Origin of the sequence: Streptococcus sp. HMSC072D03, from assembly GCF_001812855.1 — a bacterium.
Lineage (GTDB): Bacteria > Bacillota > Bacilli > Lactobacillales > Streptococcaceae > Streptococcus > Streptococcus salivarius_D.
On record NZ_KV810628.1, the window covers coordinates 1 to 17213 of the forward strand.

The 17213-nt window shown below is 33.7% G+C and carries 9 protein-coding genes and 1 pseudogene; 2 read left to right on the forward strand and 8 right to left on the reverse strand.

Annotated features, from left to right (window positions below):
- The first annotated feature begins 126 nt into the window (after positions 1 to 126).
- Complete coding sequence (locus tag HMPREF2877_RS02175) at positions 127 to 1542, forward strand: Y-family DNA polymerase (RefSeq protein WP_070578471.1); 1416 nt, start codon at positions 127 to 129, stop codon at positions 1540 to 1542.
- Positions 1539 to 1898 (forward strand): hypothetical protein, encoded by a 360-nt coding sequence (locus HMPREF2877_RS02180; RefSeq protein ID WP_070578474.1) that lies wholly within the window; start codon positions 1539 to 1541, stop codon positions 1896 to 1898. Before HMPREF2877_RS02175 ends, HMPREF2877_RS02180 begins: the two co-directional genes overlap by 4 nt.
- 142 nt (positions 1899 to 2040) lie before the next feature.
- On the opposite strand, the gene xerS is transcribed toward HMPREF2877_RS02180, so the two are convergent.
- From xerS to HMPREF2877_RS02225, 8 genes and pseudogenes are all read right to left on the reverse strand, one after another.
- The gene (xerS, locus tag HMPREF2877_RS02185; RefSeq protein ID WP_070578477.1) at positions 2041 to 3114 is read right to left on the reverse strand and encodes a tyrosine recombinase XerS; all 1074 of its coding nucleotides are present in this window, start codon (positions 3112 to 3114) and stop codon (positions 2041 to 2043) included.
- Positions 3115 to 3339: 225 nt separating this feature from the next.
- Positions 3340 to 4507 (reverse strand): annotated as a pseudogene (locus HMPREF2877_RS10535) (IS256 family transposase).
- A gap of 105 nt (positions 4508 to 4612) precedes the next feature.
- Positions 4613 to 5269: a 4'-phosphopantetheinyl transferase family protein gene (locus HMPREF2877_RS02200; protein WP_070578479.1), complete on the reverse strand. Its 657-nt coding sequence runs from the start codon at positions 5267 to 5269 to the stop codon at positions 4613 to 4615.
- Positions 5270 to 5271: 2 nt separating this feature from the next.
- Positions 5272 to 6165, reverse strand: coding sequence for an ACP S-malonyltransferase (locus HMPREF2877_RS02205; RefSeq protein WP_002892335.1), 894 nt, complete (start codon positions 6163 to 6165; stop codon positions 5272 to 5274).
- Between the two features lie 13 nt (positions 6166 to 6178).
- Positions 6179 to 6880, reverse strand: a complete 702-nt coding sequence (locus HMPREF2877_RS02210) for a thioesterase II family protein (RefSeq protein WP_002892333.1) — start codon at positions 6878 to 6880, stop codon at positions 6179 to 6181.
- A 1-nt stretch (position 6881) separates the two neighbouring features.
- Positions 6882 to 12149: an alpha/beta fold hydrolase gene (locus HMPREF2877_RS02215; protein ID WP_070578482.1), complete on the reverse strand. Its 5268-nt coding sequence runs from the start codon at positions 12147 to 12149 to the stop codon at positions 6882 to 6884.
- The gene (locus tag HMPREF2877_RS10810) at positions 12139 to 14484 is read right to left on the reverse strand and encodes a KR domain-containing protein (protein ID WP_070578485.1); all 2346 of its coding nucleotides are present in this window, start codon (positions 14482 to 14484) and stop codon (positions 12139 to 12141) included. The genes HMPREF2877_RS02215 and HMPREF2877_RS10810 overlap by 11 nt, the downstream gene beginning before the upstream one ends.
- Positions 14477 to 17213 (reverse strand): beta-ketoacyl synthase N-terminal-like domain-containing protein (locus tag HMPREF2877_RS02225; RefSeq protein ID WP_141751034.1); only part of this gene is annotated, 2737 nt, incomplete at its 5' end. The genes HMPREF2877_RS02225 and HMPREF2877_RS10810, both read right to left, overlap by 8 nt.

The following is a 17213-nucleotide window of genomic DNA, read 5'->3' on the forward strand; positions in this document are numbered from 1 at the left end:
GAAAGTATGCACTTAATTTGACAATTCAAGCTCTCAAAGACTATTGGCAACACTGTAACTCTTGAAAACCTCACCAAAATAGTCTATACTTTTGTTAGTTTATATACTAACAAAAAGAGGTAACACATGGGATATTTTGATTACACTAGGGAACCTCGCAGTGATATTGCCTTTATTGATATGAAGTCTTTCTATGCTAGCGTAGAATGTGTTGAAAGAGGGCTACATCCTCTAAAGACTTCTCTATGTGTTATGAGTAGAGCTGATAACTCTGCAGGTCTTATCCTAGCTTCTTCACCGATATTTAAGAAAGTGTTTGGGAAATCAAACGTAGGAAGAGCATACGACCTCCCTTTTGATATTCAAACAAGAAAGTTCTCGTACTACAATGCCAAGAAACAAGGACTGAGAACAGATCCAGAATACGTGCGATTCATTGAAGACTGGGCAAAAGTGACTTTCATCGTTCCTCCCAGAATGGACGAGTATATCGCAGTTAATATAGAAATCCAAGGCATTTTTCAAAACTATGGTAGCCCTAACGATATTTACCCTTATTCTATAGATGAAGGTTTTATTGACCTGTCTAGTTCTCTTAATTACTTCGTTCCAGATAAGCAGTTGTCACGAAAGCAAAAACTCGACCTTATTTCAGCAAGAATTCAAAGGGACATCTGGAGACAAACTGGCATCTATTCAACCGTTGGTATGTCCAATGCTAACCCATTACTAGCTAAATTAGCGCTTGATAATGAAGCAAAGAAAACTCCAACCATGAGAGCTAACTGGTCCTATGAGGATGTGGAGAATAAGGTATGGTCTATTCCTAAGATGACAGATTTCTGGGGTATCGGTAAAAGAATGGAAAAACACTTGAACACGTTAGGCATCCTTTCAATCAAAGACTTGGCAAATGCTAACCCAGATACCTTAAAGAAAGAACTAGGAGTAGCTGGCCTTCGTTTATGGTTTCATGCTAATGGTATTGATGAAAGTAACGTTCATAAGCCCTACAAACCCAAATCAAAAGGTCTAGGCAACTCACAGGTTCTCCCTAGAGACTATTTTAGACAACGTGATATTGAGATTGTCCTTAGAGAGATGGCCGAGCAAGTTGCTATCCGACTGAGAAAGATAGGTAAAAAAGCGACTGTTGTTTCTATACACCTTGGCTACTCTAAGCATGAAAACAAACGTTCTATCAATACTCAAATGAAAATAGAACCAACGAATAACACTGACATGCTGACAAACTATGTGTTGAAACTATTCCATAATAAATACACTTCAGGAGCAATCCGAAGTGTAGCGGTTAATTATTCCGGTTTTGTAGATGAATCTTTTGGTTTAATCTCACTGTTCGATGATGTCGAACAAATTGAAAAAGAAGAAAGGCTCCAGACAGCAATAGATTCTATCAGAGACCAATTTGGTTTTACTTCTCTGTTAAAAGCTAATGCACTTGATAGTGCATCGAGGAGTGTTGCCAGAAGTAGGCTCATCGGAGGACATTCTGCTGGTGGATTGGATGGTCTAAAATGATTGATCGTTCCTATTTACCATTTCAAGCAGCAAGAGAATACCAGGATCCAGGGATGCAAAAGTGGATGGGGTTCTTTCTATCCGAGCATACCTCGTCATTACATGCTGCTAAAAATCGTGTTGACTTCTCAACAGACCTAAGTAAGCCTCAGAAACTCTTATTACTTTCTCAACTCTATGTCAACCAACTTAAAGGGCAGTTCACTATCAAACATCGTGATAGAAAAATTACTTTATTCGGCGAAGTGAGAGAGCTGTCTCGTAAGGAAATATCAATAAAGACTAGTGAAGGATATAGATTAGTTCAATTCGACAATATTCTTCAAATTCAGCTTTTGGAAAATCATATACACTAAAAAAAGCAACAGCCTATATGATGTGGTTGTTGCTTTTTAACTAGATTAACTAAAACCAACTGTAATTATGGAACCTTAATACGATACATATATATCCATTGTACTATGTATCGTGTATATCTAAAACAGAAGTGATAATAAACTACAAGTCACTTAATGCTTCCTTAGTTGTCTCTGCAGCTACGTGTGCATATACCTCTACCATTGCAGTCCCCCTGTGTCCCAATTGTTGAGAGACTAGGAGGCTGTCTTTTGTTTGCTCATAAAGACGTGTCGCAAGTGTGTGTCGCAGTTTGTGAGGAGTAGTAGGCTTACCATAGGCGGTAGATAACTTCTTCACCAAGAGCTCGACAGAACGTGTGCCAAGCCTTGCAGGTACTTTATTCTGAGTCGTTAAGAAGAATGCTTTATCTGAATCACTTGCTGCGTAGCGTCCCTTCCTAATTTCTAAATAACGCTCGATATAAGGGATCCCAAATGGAGCTATATTTACAACGTCCTTTTTCCCACCTTTTCGAATAACTGTAATTGTTCTTGTGGCCAGATTTACATCTTGCATATCCAGGTTCACCAATTCAGATAAACGGACTCCAGTTGAGAGTAGAAGTGCTATAACAGCAAGATCACGCTCTTTATTTTTGACAAACGATACCTGGGCACGTTTTGAGATTTTCTTTTCATGTTCATTATCGATATAGTCCAAGAAAGCCTGTGTATCATTTAAAAAGAGTTTTTCTTTCATGTTATCAGCACGACTAGCCAAGGTATCTTTAGGTTTCTTGATTTTGACCTTAACCATGACATTTCGGTAAAAATAAGGCTCACCCTCGTCATCCTCAGTTTCTTGAGTAAGATACTTAAACAAACTTGAGAGAGCATCCTTAGTCCGAACAATGCTGACTTCAGAGATTGAACGACGCTCAGTATTTTCACGAAGATAGACAAAATAAGCTTCGATAATAGACTTTGGTAAATGGGCCAGCTCATCAATATGAACATCGGCAATCGTATCATAATCTGCGTATCGTGCGGTTTTACCCAATTTCTCATGATCTCTAATCAACCATTCAAAAAATCGTCTATATTCCTTTAAGTACTCATACAGTGTCTTATAGCTATATGGAATTACGAGCTTTGCTTGATAATATTCCTTAACATACCAAGGCATAATCTCAAGCAACCCGTTTATATTTTTCATTAGTGTTTCTTGTTTCATATCAGCCTCAAATCTAACAATTTTCTTGTTAGTAGTAGTTTATCATAGCTAACATGTGTATTCAACAAATAACTGTTTTCCGAATAGTTGTTTTAATTGGTAATACTTTTCTCAAATTGTAACTGTAACTATCTAGCTAGAGTTTTTTCTAAGCTTTTAGTTATAAGCGAAAAAAAGGATACTGTCAATAATTATGCGTAAACACCTAAATAGAGTTGAAGAATGTTAATCAAATAAGCTTTCAAGTGTGTCAGCACATTGGCCAAACCCTTTGTGGATACGTTGACTTTGCTTGAAATTATAATCTTCAAACAAAGTAACTAAATAACGTTCCAGAGCCTCCTCGTTAGGAAAAAGAACCTTCTTTTTCGTTTGACGTTTGATTTCTTTGTTAAGAGACTCAATGAGGTTTGTCGAATAAATGCTGTGCCAAATCTGGTAGGGAAACTGATAAAAAGTTAAAAGATTATCCGTATTTCCCAGACTTTCCTATACTTTGGTTTCCATTCGGCGATAAAGTTCTCTAAAGCTTGCACTGCCATTTCTAAATTTTCAGCACGATAAATCGTTTTAAATTGCTCCAGAATAACCGCTCTATCTGCTCGTTTCACTTTACTAGCTAGATTTCGACTAATATGAATTAAGCAACGTTGTTGTTTAGCTAATGTGTAAGCCTGACTGATCATCTGCTCAAGCCCCTTGAAACCATCGGTCACTACAAGAGAAACCTGTTGGATTCCTTGGTTTTGAAGCTTGTCTAACAGGGTGGACCAAGAAGCATTGTTTTCATTTGGGGCGATTTCATATCCAAGAACAGCCTTCTGTCCTTCTGGTGTAATGCCAAGTGCGATATGAATACATTCTTTACTAACGGTTCCACGTCTCTTAATGGAAGATAGGTTCCATCAAGAAATAAAACAGAGTAATTGGCTTCTAAGCTTCGCTCATGAAAAGCAGCGACATTCTCCTGAGTTGCTTTTGAGATATTAGAAATTGTGGCAGGACTATAGTGATGACCATACATTCGCTCGATGATGTCACTAATTTCTCGAGTCGTTACGCCGGTTTGATAGAGTTTGATAACCATCTCTTCCAAGTGGTCATCTCGACGTCCATAAGCGGGAAGCAAAGCTGGACTAAAGTTCCCATTACGATCTCTTGGAATAGTTAACTGAACAGTCCCATATTTGGTTTCAAATTTCCGTGCATAGCTTCCGTTACGACTATTACCAGAATTATAGCCTACTTTTTCGTAAGGCTCATACCCTAAAAAGGCTGACAATTCTGCTTGAAGTAGATCATTCATAGCTGTTTCAAGAGAAGTACGGAAAAATTCATCAATATCCTGCTTTTGGGCTAGGAAGTTAAGTAGTTCTGTGGTAAACTGAGTCATAGGAATAAATCTCTTTCTAGTAATGTTTCGCAACTCTACTATAACGGATTTATTCCTTTTTGTGTTTACACAACTTATTTTACACTACCTTCATACGATTTAATATCACAATAATTCAGATAAGCACTTAACCTTTTTAATCGGCAAAATATGCATTTCATTAAAAAACGAAACCGACAAATAATATTCTAAATTACCATTCAAGAATTTTTTACATAAAGTATAAATCTTTTTATTATTAATAGTAGTTAGATAGGTATTATTAGATTTTCTCTCAAAATGAATCTCTTTAAAATCTAATTTCAATCCCAAACCAAACAATTTTGAGACAGATTCTTTCATAGCCCATAATGCATGACTAGATACTTCACAGTTTATAACCATTCTAATTTCTTTCTTTGTGAAAAACTCCTCTGTGAGAATAACACTAGGAAGAGTTGATTGAATATCAACACCTATAGCATAGTCATCACTATAAGCTATGAAGACTATCCCATCAGAATGAGAAATACTGCAAAAACTTTTGGACCCGTTTTTATGCTTTACATATGGCATGCCACTACTTTCTTTTTTTAATAAGCCTTGAAAATGGCAAGCACTTCGAACCATTACCTCCGAAAGAATCCCCATTTGCTTATCTTCCTCAAAATAGAACCTTTCAATACGCTTTTTACGTTCTTCAGAGACATACTTTTTCATAAGTACAAAATCAGCATCAGAAAAATCAACTATTCTTGCAATTTTTAATGTGAGGTTTTTCATTTTTAGTTGTTACCTTCAGCTCCAATAAATTTTTTCGTATATTCTTTTGAGTCAGGAACGAAATTTAAAAGTGTTTTTTTAGGACCAAATTCAATGATTTCTTTTACATTATTGGATATAAATGAATTTACAATTTCTACCCATTCAACAGGGTTAGTTATTTGTTTTACCATTAAATCTCTCAGGTAGTTTACATTATTTGGATATAAAGCTCCTGTTACATTTGAGTATACGGGAATATAAGGAATATCAAAAGAAAACGAATCAATTACCGTTTTATATTGTTCAGCTGCACTTCGCATTAGTGGTGAATGAAATCCCCCACTAACCTTTAATTTAATGGCTATTCCCCCACTTCTTTCAATATCATTTTCAAATTTTTCAAGCTCTCCTTCTGTTCCAGAAAAAACCACTTGATTATTCGAGTTGTAGTTAGCCACATAAATATTTGAATAGTTTTCACTCAATTTAACTAAATCATCAGGGGTCCCAATTGCAGCAACCATCCCTGAAGGAGTGCTATCTGCTACTTGTTGCATAGCTTTACCTCTCTCATAAGAAATAAGAACTAGATCGCTAAAATTTATTGCTCCTGAAGCAGTAAGTGCAACTAGTTCGCCTAAACTATGACCAGCCAAAAAAGTCGGAAGATTGTGATTTTGGATAAAATCACTATAAAGTGCATACTCATAAACTGCTATGGCGACCTGTGCATACTTTGTTTGCGATAGTAGACCAATACTTTCTCCAAAGGAAATCGCTTCAATATCTAAATGTAACAAAGATGAAGCTTCTTCATATAAATTCCTCACATTTGATGAATTCTTTATGAGCTCTTTCCCCATCCCAAATTCTTGAGATCCTTGACCTGTAAAAAGAAAAACTGTTTTTTCCATTTTTATCTTCCTTCTAATTATTGTTTATAAACCTATTGATACAATCTGAAAAAGCATGTAGATTTTCTTTAAAAAAGAAATGTCCTTTCTTAAAAATATTAATTTGACAATGTTTAGAGTCATCCATTAACTCAATCCATTGATTTGCTTGTCGTAATGTAAAGTCTATATCATTTAACCCTACATTTATCTGAAGAGGACATGTAATAAATCTTATATCTGAATTTATTACCTTATAGGAATCAACAATTTGAAAATCGCTTCTTATGATATCCAAATAGAATTCAAAGTCTTTATTCATTAATAGTTGGCTATCTGTCCCCCCCATAAGTAGAACTTCATTCTTTAATTCTTCATTAGAGAGCATCCCTCTCCTCTTTTCCTTAATAGAAGACGTGGGACTCTGTCGAGAACAAAGAATAAGTTTGCTTACTCTTTCCGGGTATTTTGTATAGTAATCATACGCAACTAAGGCACCTAAACTATATCCTATAAGTATTAATTTTTCGCAACTTTCATATGTTTTATTAACCATTCTACAGATATCCTCAAAAAAAGGAGAATAGGAAGTGAATAGTACCTCAGAGAGTCTTTTCCCATGCCCGGAATACTCAATAATATGTACATTACCTTCTAGTAACTTTCCTAAATTATGGAGAGACCGTGCGTCGCCTCCAGCATATGGAAAAATAATAATATTATTCTCACTCTGCATATTAATCCTCCTTAAAAAAATTACTTATTACTGTATTAAATTCTTCAGGAGCTGTTAAATATGGATAGTGTCCTTGATTCAGCATAGTGAATACTTGAGAGTTAGGAAGCATTTCATCCATTTCTTGAGAACGTTTATTAGAAATAATTGTATCTTCTGTTCCATAAATAAGAAGCGTAGCCACTTGCATATTTTTAAGATACTCCTCAGTTGAAAATTCAGAAAGCTCATTTAAATATCTAATTGCATATAATGGATTAGAACAAGCAGCATTTAATAATAATTCTTTATTATATAGTAATTGATCTACATCTTTATGTAGATTCTTGTTAACAAGATTATCAAAATCCTTACCGATTGATTCAGATACCTTGTTAACAGAATTAATTATATTTCGATTATTTGACCCCATTTTCTGAATGTCTCGTCCATCATAAAAGCCACCAACCAATACAAGCTTATTAACCAAATCAGGATATTTAAAGGCTAGTGTAGCACCCAAAATTGATCCGAAACAAGAAGCAACTATGTTGACTTTTGTAATATCCATCTTACCTAAGACTTCTGCATATAATTCAGAAAGCTTATCATTATCAGGTTGTTTTGTAGAACTACTAATTCCATATCCTGGAGCATGAATACAGATAACTCTATAGTTATTTGATAATTTTAAAAATTGATTAATGAAAATTGGTGCAGTTAGCCCAATCGCAGGAATAAATAGCAAGGCTTCCCCTTCACCACGTTCAATCACTTCAATGTCAAATTTTTCTTTTTTAATAACGCTATATCTTTTTAAATCAGTATTAAGATAATCAGTAAATTTAGCGATAGCTTCTCCTCGTCCTTCATTATTTTTGAAATTTAAATGATAATTAAGTAAAAAGTCAGTTATACTATCATCTTCACTAATCCTATCTAACATTTTAATCGCTAGATTATTATCCTTAGTAGAGGATGGAGAAAGCTGTTGAGAAATCTCTCTAATAGTATTATTTTCCACTAAAATTCTTTCTTCAAATTCGGGAAAAGCTTTCTCAAATTCTTTAGTTAGTGTAGATAACATTATAGAATCAACACCAAAACTTGCTATATCTCTATCAATTTCAAGCCGTTCTAACGGAATAGCTAGTACATCGCTAAAGACTTTGAGGACATCATCTGAAGAGACATTCTTAACTAGTTTCTGATGTATATAACTAACATTTTCCTCACCACCTGTCGAACCTGATTCGTCCGAGTGAACATTAATTCTATCACTAACTTCCTTTGAAATCCTCATAACAGTTAGTTCTTCTACTTTATTATTTAAAACATAGTTAATAATTGATAGACCAATAGATTCATCAATTGGGAAAATTCCTCTCTTCTTTAAACTATTATTGACGGAATCATCTTTATTTTTCCAAAATCCCCAATTTATAATACTCACAGTTGCCCCTAAAGAATTTAATTTTACATAATCTAAAATAAGTTTGTTCATCTCTAAACAGCTAGCTGAATAGAGTCCCCATCCGGAATTCCCAATATAAGCCTCTGCTGATGAGAAAAATAAAATAGAACCTACATTTAAATCATCAATTGCTTTCAAAAGATTAAGTGAACCAGTAACTCTAATATTAAGAGAATTCATTATATCCGACTCTTGAAGATTCAATACCCTTTTAATATCAAAGTCCATCGCCAAATTCCATATTGAAGTAATTGAACCAAATTTACTCACAACATTTTGCAAATTAAGTTTAAGGTTCTCGAAGTCAGAAATATCGCATTGAACATATTCTATACCTTTGGGAATGTTGACACTGTTAATATCTTTTCTGCCAAACCAGATAATTGAATGTTCACCATTATCTTTTAACGATTTTGTCAATAGACGACCAACTGCGCCACTTCCACCAATTAATACAAAGGTTCCAGAAGAAATTCGACTATCTCCTATCTGTGGAAGAATAGTACTGTCCTTCTCTAGGACTTCTTCTAGCAATTCATTATTATTAAGATTAAAAATCCCTCCTGTATTCATAATAGGTATCATTAAATCACTATTTTCTGATATTGTTTTTATTATGTAAATTTGTGAGTTACTAACCTCTTTATTTAGAGCTCGTACAATTCCTTGTAAAAATGAGAAATAGCTTTCATATCTCTTATCAATCTTAATTATTAGTGTATCAAAAAATCCCTTGTTCTCTTTAATGGTAGTTTGAAGCAATGAAACTAATAATGCTTGTTCTTTCTTGTATTTTTCAATATCATCATGATAGTCTTTTTTCCCAAGGTTACTAAAATCATAAACAATACAATTATTTTGTGCAGTATACAACCGTTGAATTATTGAGGAAATTATTGATTTTTCCAATCTAATATTCGAATCTATTTTTTCCCAAGAGAAATTAAAACGTTCTGATTTACCTACCCTTTTCCCCAAAACTTTCCTTGATCTCAAGGTATATCCTGAAGTTTGGTTCTTAACAAAATCTACTGTATTAACTGCATTTTGTTCTAGTATCTTCTCATTAAATAATAAAAAACTTGTCAACTTTTCTTCATTGCATTCTAAATACAAAAAATTACTTAATGTTCCATTAATTACTACGTCAGAAAAGTCATTAATCTTCCAATCTAACTGATTAATAATATATGAGAGTTTAGAGAGAATTTCCAATGGAGCTAGTGAAGTACTAAACCTAACAAAGCAACAATCTGAATCGCTCTTAATAATTTCGATATTATTACTCTTCAATTCTGAATTAGATACTACTTTATGGTAATTTTTTGAGGCAATTCTCAAAAATTCTTTTCTCTCCAATTGAGGGTTATACTTAACAGGAGTTAAAGTACCTCTTTTAATACCCTTATCAAACCAACAAGAATCTTTTAAAAATGGATATGTGGGGAGACTAGTTCTACGGACTTCATAGTTTGAATAGTTCTGTAGCATTGTTGGGAGACCAGAAAGCCATAGTTTACGCAATACCTTAAAATTACCATTTAACTCTAATTGCTTTATATAATTATCATCAATTTTTTGATTTCGACGAATTTTTACAATTTCATTTTCATTCAAATGATTTAGTTTAAAAATAAATTCATCGTAAGTAGACGATTCAATTAAGCATCTAAATCCATAGTGATTTCTACCATATTCAAGTGTATAAGCTGTATCAATCAACTTATTGTTCATCGCATTAGAAATCTTTGCACTTCTTTCATTATCTAAGATCTGCTTAATTTCATCAACCGTTGTTGTTTGAGAAAAAGAAGGAGTTGTTGAGAAACCAAGCAAGAGTAAAACTTCTTTTGGGTCTAATTCTAAATCTTGAAGTGTTGTTTCATTATCAATAATATTTTTATCATACTTACACAAGGAATAAAAAGAATCAACCTTCCTATTGTATTTCTCATCAAATTTCTCCTTGACTTGAGTTGTAAAATTCAAAAGATAATTTGCTATATTTATAGCACTCTCTTTTAATTGATCAGTACTAGTAGCTGAAAGAGGAAAATATAACTTTTGGTCAATCACATTTTCCCTACTTTGCTCATTATATTCCTCAACAACTATATAAGCATTAGAGCCACCAGCGCCGAATGCGCTAATTGAGGCAATACGCTTTCTCCCTTCTTGTACCTCCCATTTAGAAAGCTTTTGATTTACATAAAATGGAGTTGATTCAAAATTAATATTTGGATTAAGCGTACTAGAATGGAGAGAAGGGAAAAGTTCCTTATTTCTTATTTGTAATAAAACCTTAATCAATCCTGCTATTCCTGCTGCTGATTCTAAGTGTCCAATATTGGATTTTACAGACCCAATAGGAATCTTTGAATCATAAGCATCAGAAAAATTTTTACCCATGCTCCTAATTTCAATTGGGTCACCTAAACTTGTTCCAGTCCCATGCATCTCCATGTAGGATATATCTGTAGGTGATACCTTTGCTTCATTCAAGGTTGAATTAATCAACTCATACTGCGATTCTAAATTAGGTACTGTATATCCCCGTGTCTTCCCACCATGGTTAAGACCGCTGGCTAAAATAACCCCATAAATATGGTCTCCATCTTTCTTAGCCTGTTCTAATTTTTTCAACAACACAGCTCCGCTACCATCTCCAGGAACATAACCATCTCCATCAATACCAAAGCTTCTACACTTTCCATCAGTGGAAGCAAATCCTGTCTTTGATAAATAAAGATACTTATTAGGATGTACAGTAATATTTACTCCTCCAGCAAGAGCTATGCTTGATTCACCATTTAGTATACTTTTACAAGCTAAATGTAAAGATGTTAAAGAGGAGGAACACATGGTGTCTACTGCTAAACTTGGACCATGTGCATTTAAAAAATAGGAAACTCTATTAGCGACTGAGGCATAAGAAGAACCAGTTTCTGCATCATCAGCCCCATAAAGTTGATATTGCCCCCACATTACACCAACAAAAACCCCTAGTTTTTCTTTATCTAAAGATTTTGGAGTATACCCTGAATCCTCTAATGTTTCTACCGCTGTCTCAAGAAAAATTCTCTCCTGTGGATCTAAACCTTTGGCTTCTTGATTGGAAATATTGAAAAATAAAGGATCAAATTTATCAATATCATCCATGTAACCACCCCATCTTGAATATGTTTCACCTGGTTTCAAATTTTCTTTTGTTGAAAAGCATTCAGACCAGTCCCATCTTTCCTTTGGGATTTCTCTTACAGAATCTTTACCGTTTCTTAAGTTATAATAAAATTCTTCAATATTACGTGCATCAGCAAACCTACCGCTCATACCAATAATCGCTATATAGTCTTTTGAAGAATCAACTGGCGAGTCTTCTTTTCGGTCAATATGCATTTTTGAATGTGTTGAGATCTGCTTAATAAATCCATCAATAACACCAGTTTTCTCAGGGTTCTCGGTTTTAGAATAACTCCCTTCCACAATTGGTTGAGAAAGCATCCTGCTGTCATTGTTATCATAAGAGTTTTCCGGTTTAGATTTACCATAAGTGGTATCGCTAACATCTTTTAATTCTGTTATATTTTTACTTTCACATAGATAGTGAATTAATTGTTTCAGATTATCATATTCAAAAAATAACGTTTTAGGAAGTTCGCCAAAATATTCCTCCAACTTTCTAGTAATCGAAAGCATCATCACTGATTCGATTCCTAATTCCTCAAAGCTAGTTTCTTCATTAATTTCAGATTCAGCTAACTCTGTTTCCTTACTCAATACTTTATAAATAATTTTTTTAACATCATTATAATTCATCTAAAACAACCTTTCCTTTTGAATTAATCCAATCATATGCTTTCTCTAAATGACCACCAAGTACTGCAGTACATCCAAGTACTTTCTTACCCTCAAAGAGTATTTTTAGTCCTTCTTCATCAGAAATTGGCTCTAGCCCTGTTATATTTTGCATAGTTTCTTGCTCTTTTAAATCCATCTTCATACCTCCATATTTCCAAAATGGCCATAATAAACTAAAAGTAGCAAAGTTTTCTTTTAACGATTTTATTTGTGAAAAGCCATTAAGGAAACCATTTGCAAATGCATAGTCACTCTGCCCAATATTTCCAGCGATTGAAACTAATGAAGAAGCCAGAACAACAAATTCAAAATCTGAGCAACAGTTCATTAAATTTAGAAGACCGTCCACTTTACTGAGAATAACGTTTGTTAGTCTCTCCTCTTTATTTAAAATTAATTTATCTGATATTGAGCCAGCAAAATGGAAAATCCCATGACATCTATCTACACCATACTTCCTTAATTCACTACCTAACTTATTTCGCTCTGTAATATCAATAGGTAAGGAAACAAAGTCATCTTTCACCACTAACGTAGAACTACGACCTAAAACAACCGGTACTCCTCCCATTGCAGTAATATAATTTACAATTTTCTGTCCAATTCCTCCTGTACCACCAGTCACAATGTAAATTCCACCCTTCTTGATAAATACATTTCTTAATAATGTCTTATCTTTGGTCATTAAGCGATTTTTAAGTCTAACACTTCCGCCACCATTTTCTGCTACAGCACTTTTAATAAAAGAATAAATCGCATTTGCTATAGAAAAACTTAAATCATCTTCTAAATCATAATCAATGAGATATCCAACTTTTTTATGTTTCACTAGAAATGATTTAAAGTAACCAAGTATATTCAAATATGATTGTTTATAGTCACCAGTTTTAACATTAATTAAAACATTAGATTCATTAGAGAGTCTACCAAGGAATTCCTCCATTTTAACCTCATATTCTCCGACATGATATGCTATCTTCTTACCAGATAGCAAAATGACAAATTTTCCAACTTCCTTATCGGAAAATGAGCCAATCTGATAATTAAAAGTCATCAAATTTTTTTTTTTTTTGCCACTAAAACCGATATACCCGTTTAATCCAAGCAAATAAATTCCATTAATTCCATAAATTCCAATATTTAACTTATTATTCTTTTTAGTGACTATAATATGATCCGCGTCTTCTAGTGCACCTTGTGACTCAATTTCTTCAACGATAAATGGATAGTTCACCTCATTACCAACATTCCTATTAAACAGTAGTGCTGTCTGAAGTGCGGCATCTATGACTGTCATATCATACATTCTGTATGAGCTGTTTTTATTAAGGTTTCCCCTTGCTACTTCATCATTTGATGAATACGATTCTAGCTTTTGAAAAGTTGAGCCATAATTTATTTTCATATCAGAAAAACTAGTGTAAATATTGGAACTATCTATTTCAATACTTGATAAGAACAGTTGATTATCTACTATATTTGAGCTAAATTCTTGTTTAGTATTATTAAATACAACATCTGCGCTACAATACAATAATTCATTTCCATCTAAAAATTCAACTCGTACTTCATTGATAGATTCCGTAATCTTTAATTTAAGTGTAACCGGGAACGAGTCCAATACTTTACTCCAGGTTAAATTTCTTATAGTAACACGCTTATTTTCAAAAACCTTGAACAGCAACTCAATATACATGGCTGCAGGAGCAATACTCTTACCATAAAGAACATGGTCTTGAATGAAATCTTCCTCACCAGTCAATGTAAATTTCTCATATCTAATTTGATTGTTTATCAATTCTTCTTTATTAAGTGGAGACACCATTCCCATTGAACGTGGGATATGTTCACTATTATAATAATAACCTCCTAAATCAATCCTTCTATTATGTAAAGCCACCTGTTTATCTAGCTGAATATTAGCATCATTTCTTAAACCCCAACACCATAGTTGTGCAATCTCGCCTAAGCTATCTACTTCTTTAATTTCATTTGAATCTCCAATAAAGTTAGTATCTTGGAGAATATTACCGGTAACTATTTTTTTATTATCTACAGCAGGATCAGAAAGATAAAGTGTAATCAGATTTAATAGCTCCTCGCTGTCATCAACAATGAATGCGACTCTATATTGTTTAGATTTTTTTCGTGATAATACCTCAAGAATCACTTGAATATTATACAAAGATATATTATAAGAGCTTAACCTTCTTTTTACCTCATTCAAATAGTACTCAAGCTCTTTCTTTGAATTACCTGAAAATGGTATGATGTAACCTGTATTATCATTCATTTACTATTCCTCCTAATACAACATGTGCATTCGTTCCCCCAAATCCAAACGAACTAATCCCCATTAAGATAGTCTCACCTTTAGGTAACATCTGATTCTCATTTACCGGATAGAATGGTGTACCATCTAAATCAATATTAGGATTCAATTTGTTAGGGCCCAAATTTGCAGGAAATAAACCAAACCTATACGCCATTACACACTTAATTACACCAGAAATTCCTGCCGCCGCTTCTAAATGTCCTATGTTGGTCTTAACAGCTCCTAATCCAACTTGGGAAACCTGCACTTTACTACCTAAGGCTTCATTCAATGCCTCAATTTCGATAGGATCCCCCAAGGCAGTTCCAGTGCCGTGTAATTCTATATATTTTAACTGCTTTAAATCAACAGTCGGACTTTGATAGCATCTTTCCAATAAATCAGATTGTGCCGAAATATTTGGTGAGGTTAACGAATTTGCTTTCCCTCCATGATTTACAGCACTCGTCTTAACAGTACATAAGATATTATCAGAATTTTTATTTGCCTCTCCTACAGTCTCAAGTAGAATTAGTCCTACACCCTCACCACGTCCATATCCATCGGCTGCGCTATCAAGTGTTTTACATCTGCCATCTGGTGAAAGCATCCCTGTTTCTGCTAAACCAATATGTGGCAATGGATCAAGAATTACATTAATACCTGCTACTAATGCTTTACTACAATCCCTATTTTGTAATGATAATATAGCATTGTGTAAAGCTACTAATGAGCTTGAACATGCAGTATCTATAACTTCACTAGGACCATGCCAATCAAAGAAGTAACTGATTCTATTAGCCAGAATTGTCTTAGAAGTACCAATCATTGAATACGGACTGATTTCCTTTTTTTGATTAATAAGTAAATTGTAATATTCATCTCCTGTTGCTCCTATGAATACTCCTATATTTTGTCCTCGCAGCTCATCAAAGTCATAACCTGATTTCTGTAATAAATTTCCTGTTTCTTCTAATAAAATTCGTTGTCGTGGATCCATCATCCTTGCTTCATGCGGAGATAACTTGAACATCTGCCTATCAAAACTATCAATTTCTTTCATGAAATGAGCTTTGTTCACTTTAGTTTTAGAATTTCCCGTTCCTTCATCACCGTAAAACTCTTTCCAATTCCACCTATTATCAGGAATCTCTCGAGTTGTATCCTTCCCATCAATTAGATTATTGAAAAACTCTATTTCATCAACTGCCTCAGGCATTCTAGCTGATAAGCCAATGATTGCAATATCATCATTATTAAATTTGAAAAGACTATCACTTTTTCTACTATTTTCTCCACCTGAAATCACATCTTTATTATTTTGAGTATTTTTCTCTTCCTCTAAGAAAGATACTATCTTTTTAATAGAATCATACTTATAGAATAATGCAGGATTAACTTTTTGATTTAGTCTTTGATTCAATTTTGATGAAAGTAAAGCAAACTGCAAAGAACTAAAGCCCAAATCACCTAAATTAAGTTCATATTCAGCTTCTGTAATGTTCCTGTCAACAATTTCTGAACAGATATTGAAAAGAAGTTGTTTAAGCATCAAAGATGATGAGCTTTTTTCAGCACTTTCTTTATGTATATCCTTTGCTTCTTTCATTTTTTCTAGCTTTTTGCGGTCAACCTTCCCATTTATAGTAATTGGAAATTCAGGAATACTAATAATTCTATTTGGTACCATATAAGAAGCCAAATTTTCTCTACTTTTCTCTCTGAAATGCTGCTTCTCGCTATCGGATAATTGGGAAGTCGTGTACACTATCAACTCTTTATCACTAAAGAGAGTAATTACATCTTTCAGCCCTAATTCTTTAAAGCAACTATCAATCTCTCCTAACTCAACTCGATAACCATTAATCTCAACTTGGTTATCTTTTCTACCGCAGAAAATAATTGTCCCATCAGGTAAATACTTCGCTAAATCTCCTGTCTTGTATAGTTTTTGGTACAACAAGTTACTCTCATACGGATTATCCAAGAAACTAGCTTTATTTTTATCTGGGTCATTTAAATAACCAGGAGATAAACAGATCCCAGAAATATAAAGATCACCCACTTCATCTATTTCACATGGAGTCAAGTCGCTGTTTAATATGTAATATTTGGAATTCCATATTGGTTTTCCGTATGGTACAGTGGACATCCCCTCCATATAATCTTTAGCATTAAAAAAATTAGACCATACAGTTGCTTCAGTAGCTCCTCCTAAGGCGATAAAATTTGAATTAGGAAAAAGTGTTTTGACTGTAGAAATCATTTCAGTAGGAATCCAGTCTCCACTTAATAAAATGTGTTTTAAAGAATTATAAATTTTATCAGACAACATCATTTCATCGGTAACCATTTTCAGATAAGCTGGAGCAGAGTTCCATAAGCTAATTTGTTCAGTTTGTATAATCTCAATAATCTTAAAGATATTCAACCTATCTTCTGTAGATAATAATCGAATCGTCCCTCCTAAGTGCAAAGTTCCAAAAATATCAAATACCGATAGGTCAAAGTTTAAGGGATTTACTGCTAATACTTTTCCAAAGTCTTTTAGTCGTAATTCATCTTCCATCCAAAGAAACAAATTAACAACACTTTCATGATTAATTTGAACTCCTTTTGGCTTTCCAGTACTTCCACTTGTAAAAATAATATATGCAAGATCTTCAGGATGTCCTATCATGGACAAATCTGTCTCTTTTTCAATCTCG